General features: G+C 72.5%; 5 protein-coding genes. All 5 read right to left on the bottom strand.

Translation table 11 applies throughout. The annotated features are described in order from the left end of the window. Positions 1 to 68 precede the first annotated feature (68 nt). Positions 69 to 884, bottom strand: coding sequence for an amino acid ABC transporter ATP-binding protein (locus AOK23_RS26725; RefSeq protein ID WP_055715183.1), 816 nt, complete (start codon positions 882 to 884; stop codon positions 69 to 71). Continuing rightward, positions 881 to 1,864, bottom strand: a complete 984-nt coding sequence (locus tag AOK23_RS26720) for an amino acid ABC transporter permease (RefSeq protein WP_055715182.1) — start codon at positions 1,862 to 1,864, stop codon at positions 881 to 883. Before AOK23_RS26720 ends, AOK23_RS26725 begins: the two co-directional genes overlap by 4 nt. A gap of 406 nt (positions 1,865 to 2,270) precedes the next feature. Next, positions 2,271 to 3,191: a glutathione S-transferase C-terminal domain-containing protein gene (locus tag AOK23_RS26715; RefSeq protein ID WP_055715181.1), complete on the bottom strand. Its 921-nt coding sequence runs from the start codon at positions 3,189 to 3,191 to the stop codon at positions 2,271 to 2,273. Between the two features lie 150 nt (positions 3,192 to 3,341). Then, positions 3,342 to 3,434 carry a putative leader peptide gene (locus AOK23_RS51715; RefSeq protein WP_338056521.1) on the bottom strand — a complete coding sequence of 31 codons (93 nt, stop codon included), beginning with the start codon at positions 3,432 to 3,434 and terminating at the stop codon, positions 3,342 to 3,344. Positions 3,435 to 3,573: 139 nt separating this feature from the next. Next, the coding region (locus AOK23_RS26710) for a glycoside hydrolase family 15 protein (RefSeq protein WP_169800333.1) at positions 3,574 to 4,746 on the bottom strand (1,173 nt) is incomplete at its 5' end.

Below are 4,746 nucleotides of genomic sequence, written 5' to 3'. Positions count from 1 at the left end.
CTCAGGTGTGGGGGTGTGGGGGGGAAGCCGTAGTGTCCGGACGCGGGCTCTGGGCGCCGGTGCCCGGCTCAGAGGACCTTGGCGAGGAAGTCCCGGGTGCGTTCGTGGCGCGGCCGGTCGAGGACCTCGGAGGGCGGGCCCTGTTCGACGATGCGGCCGCCGTCGAGGAAGACGACCCGGTCGGCGATCTCCCGGGCGAAGCCGATCTCGTGGGTGACGATCACCAGCGTGGTGCCGGTCCTCGCCAGGTCCTTGATCACGGCGAGGACCTCACCGACGAGTTCGGGGTCGAGGGCGGAGGTGGGTTCGTCGAAGAGGATGACGCCGGGCCGCAGCGCGAGGGCGCGGGCGATGGCCACGCGCTGCTGCTGTCCGCCGGACAACTGCCGTGGGTAGGCGCCGGACTTGTCGGCGAGGCCGACCCGGTCCAGCAGTTCGCGGGCGAGTTCCCGGGCCTGTTCCCCGCCGAGCCTCCCGGTCGCGACGGGGGCGGCGGCCACGTTGTCGAGGACGGTCAGGTGCGGGAAGAGGTTGAAGTTCTGGAAGACGAAGCCGATACGGCTGCGCTGGGCGAGGATGGTGCGCTCGTTCAGCTCCTTGAGCCGGTCGCCGTGCCTGCGTACGCCGATCAGTTCGCCGTTGACGCTGACATGGCCGATCTCCGGCTTCTCGAGATGGTTGATGACCCGGAGCAGCGTCGACTTGCCGGAGCCGGACGGGCCGAGGATCACGGTGACCTCGCCGGGCCGCACGGTCAGGTCCACGCCGTCGAGGACCCGGTGGGTGCCGTACCACTTGTGCACGTCGCGCACCTCCACGGCGGCGGGCGCGGGCCGGGCGAGTTCGGTGGCCCCGTGGGCGAGTTCGGTGGTCCCGGCGGTCATACGGCGGCCTCCCTGCGGATGCGGGCGCGCAGCTCGGTGAGGCCGGCCCGCAGTTTCTGCAACGGCGTCGGCGGCAGGGTGCGGGTGGCGCCCCGGGCGTGGTACCGCTCGACGTAGAACTGGATGACGGAGACGACGCTGGTCAGGAGCAGGTACCAGGCGGTGACGACCAGCAGCAGCGGCACGATGTCGCCGGGGTAGGTGGCGCCCATGGTCTGCGCGGTGCCGAACAGGTCGAGCAGGGAGACGTAGAAGACGAGCGAGGTGCTCTTGACCAGGCCGATCAGCTGGTTGACGTAGTTGGGGGTGATGGAGCGCAGGGCCTGCGGGAAGACGATCCTGCGGAACTGGTAGCGCTTCGGCAGGCCGAGGGCGGAGGCCGCCTCGTGCTGCCCCTGGTCGACGGAGAGGATGCCGCCGCGGACGACTTCGGCGGCGTACGCCGCCTCGTTGAGGCTGAGGCCGATGACGGCGACGACCATGTCGGTGGCGAGCCGTGACTCGTCGAAGGTGAAGAAGGCCGGCCCGAAGGGGACGCCGAGGCTGAGCGTCTTGTAGAGGGCGCTGAAGTTGTACAGGAACAGCAGGACCACGATCAGCGGGATCGAGCGCAGCGCCCAGATGTAGACCCAGCTGACGGCGCGCAGGACAGGGCTCGCCGAGAGGCGGGCGAGGGCGAGCAGGATGCCGCCGAGCAGGCCCAGCACCGCGCTGTAGACGGTGACTTCGAGGGTGACGAGCAGTCCGTCGAGGATCGTGGGCCGGAGGAACCAGTAGCCGAAGCGGTCCCACTGGTAGAAGGGGTTGGACACCAGTCCGTGGACGAACTGGGCCGCGAGGACCAGGACGACCGCGGTCGCGATCCAGCGACCGGGACGGCGCAGCGGCAGAACTCGCTGCGCTGCCAGCGTCTTTGACGGGGTGTCGGCGGGCGGTGGCGCCTCGGCGACGGACACGGCGGCGCCTGGGGGTTCACTCATCGTGAGCTCCGGAGGAGTGTGGGAAACCCCGGGCGACGCAGGCGACTTCGGGCCGCGCGACGGACGGGAGCCGCTCGGCGGGGAACAGGAAGAAGACGCACGGATGCGCACGGCACCGGGGCTGGCGGAAGGGCGGGGCGGACCGCGGGAGCGGCGCCTCAGGGGTTCACTGAACCGTCAGCCTCGACGGAGGTACGGCACTAGGCCGTACGACGTGCGCTACACAGTGCGCTGTTGACCCGGAGCAGATCGACGGCGCGGTCGGCGCAGAGCGGCACGCAACCGTGGCGCCGCCAAGCGGCCGGCCTCGGGGTTGCGTACATGTTCGTCACCATCGTTCTTCCGGCCCCGGTGGGCCTCGCGCTCTTCGGGTGGCCGTAAGTAACGCAGGCCCGGTACGGCTCTGTCAATGTCCGTCCACACCCTGGGACGTTGGTCCGCTGGTCGATACGGGCTGGTCGGGGACGTGGGAGGCCCAGTCCAGGATCTGCACGGCGGCTCCGGCGGCCTCCAGGCCCTGGCACTGGGCGTGGTGCCTGCGGGCGATGCCGTCGAGGTCGAGTCGGGGGCCGAAGGCCGGGTGGGCGGTCAGCCGGCGCGCGTACGCCCACAGGTGCGGGTGGTCGGCGACGCGGTGCACGGCGGAGGCGTCCAGATGCCAGCGGTGCACGGTGTCGAGGCGCACCAGGCTGGTCCACAACTCGACGTCGGCGGCGGTGATTCGGTCGCCGAGGACGTACTCCTGCCGGGCGAGGCGGACGTCGAGGGAGCGCAGGGTGCGCAGCAGGGAGCCGAGCGCGTCCCGGCGTACCGCGTCGTCGGTGTCGGCCTGTCCGGCGCGTTGCGCGGTCGCGTCGATGCCCTGTGCGCAGAGCCGGGTGACGCCCTCGATCTCCGCCTCGGCGTCCCGCGGGTACAGCTCGGGGCGGCCGCCGCCGAAACGGCGGGCGAGGTCGCGCATGATGTCCGGGGCGTGGGTGCTGACGATGCGTCCGGACCAGTCGTCGCTGAGGACCGGCGCGGTGGCCGCCCCGGAGTAGCGGTGGGCGCTGGCCTCGTACAGGGGGCGCAGCTCGGAGTGTTCGCCGTCGGGTCCGTCGGGGACGGCGGGCAGGAGCGTGACGGGGCAGACGTCCGCGAGCCCGAGGAGGCCGTGCACGACGGCGATGCGCAGGGCGCCGGGACAGGACAGCGACAGATGCAGCCGGTACCGGCGCGGGACGGCGTAGTGACCGCTGCGGGCGTCACAGCCGATCCGCCCCCGGAAGACGGGCTGCGGCCGCTGCGTCGGAACGGCGTTCAGGGCGTGGACGGACAGGGCGGACATGGGTCTCCCAGGGTCGCGGGGCACACGGGCGGGTCGCATGCACGGTCGGCACACGGGCGGATCGGTACGCGGGCGTACGGAACGACGGCTGCGCCGCACGCGGGCGGGCGCACGCGTCCTCGTCGGCCGCGGGCGCGGCGGAGCGCCGGTTCAGCCGGCGGGGTGGGTCGCGCTGGAGACGCGCAGCAGGTCGATGTGACGGCGGGAGGTCAGCAGGAGGGACTGTCGGCGTGTGCGTCGCACACGAGTCACCACCGGCTCCAGGCGCCCCATGATTCCCTACCTGTTCACTAGGAAATACCCTTCATGGAGTGTCGATCCCGTCTCGGCCCGCGTCAAGTGGGTGTCCGAGGAGCGGTCGCCGGGCTCCTCGGCAGCACGGTCACCCCTCCCCCGGGTCCGGCGGCGCCTCGGGGTGGCCGCGGCGGGCGTGGGGGGCGTGCCGGTCGAGTTCGTAGGCGACCCGGATGAGGGGCACATGGGTGAACGCCTGGGGGAAGTTGCCGAGTTGGCGGCGGGCGCGGGGGTCGTACTCCTCGGCGAGCAGCCCGACGTCGTTGCGCAGGCCGAGCAGCCGCTCGTACAGGGCGCGGGCCTCGTCCTCGCGGCCGATCGACAGCAGGGCGTCCGCGAGCCAGAAGGAGCAGGCGAGGAAGGCGCCCTCGCCGCCGGTGAAGCCGTCCGGGGAGTCGGGGCCGCCCGCGGAGTAGCGGGCCACGAGGCCGTCGGCGAGGAGTTCGCGGCGTACCGCCTCCACGGTGCCGACGACGCGGGGGTCGTCGCGCGGCAGGAACCCGGTCTGCGGGATCTGGAGCAGCGCGGCGTCGAGTTCGCGGGAGCCGTACGACTGGGTGAAGGTGCCCCGGTCGGGGTCGAAGGCGCGCTCGCAGACCTCGCGGTGGATACGGTCCCGGATCCGGCGCCAGTGCTCCACCGGGCCGGGGCGGTCGTGCGCCTCCGCGAGGCGGACCGCCCGGTCGAAGGCGACCCAGCACATCACCTTGGAGTGGGTGTAGTGGCGGGGGGTGCCGCGCATCTCCCACAGGCCCTGGTCGGGCAGGGTCCACGCCTGCTCCAGATGGTCGAGGAGGACCGCCTGGAGGTCGACGAGGTGGCGGCGCGGGCGCAGTCCGCAGCCGATGGACAGGTGGATGGTGTCCATGACCTCGCCGGGCACGTCGAGCTGGCGTTGGGCCGCGGCGGCGTTGCCGATCCGCACGGGGCGCGACCCCTCGTACCCCGGCAGCCAGTCGGCCTCCCATTCGGTGAGCCGCCGCTCCCCGGCGATGCCGTACATGATCTGCGCGTCCTCGGGGCGGCCCGCGAGGGCCCGGGCCAGCCAGCCGCGCCAGGCGTCCGCCTCGGCGGTGAATCCGCTGCGCAGCAGCGCCTCCAGTGCCATCCCGGCGTCGCGCAGCCAGCAGTAGCGGTAGTCCCAGTTGCGGACGCCGCCGATCTCCTCGGGCAGGGAGGTGGTCGGCGCGGCGACGATGCCGCCGGTCGGCTCATATGTGAGGGCCTTGAGGGTGATGAGGGAGCGGGCGACGGCGTCGCG

It is taken from the genome of Streptomyces torulosus, from assembly GCF_001419765.1.
Lineage (GTDB): Bacteria > Actinomycetota > Actinomycetes > Streptomycetales > Streptomycetaceae > Streptomyces > Streptomyces torulosus.
Note: the sequence above shows the minus strand (reverse complement) of the source record. Positions and strands in the feature narration are given on the sequence as shown.

Coding starts and splice junctions, on each gene's coding strand:
- AOK23_RS26715 (WP_055715181.1), bottom strand. CDS start 3,191: ATGTCCGCCCTGTCCGTCCACGCCCTGAACGCCGTTCCGACGCAGCGG.
- AOK23_RS26725 (WP_055715183.1), bottom strand. CDS start 884: ATGACCGCCGGGACCACCGAACTCGCCCACGGGGCCACCGAACTCGCC.
- AOK23_RS26720 (WP_055715182.1), bottom strand. CDS start 1,864: ATGAGTGAACCCCCAGGCGCCGCCGTGTCCGTCGCCGAGGCGCCACCG.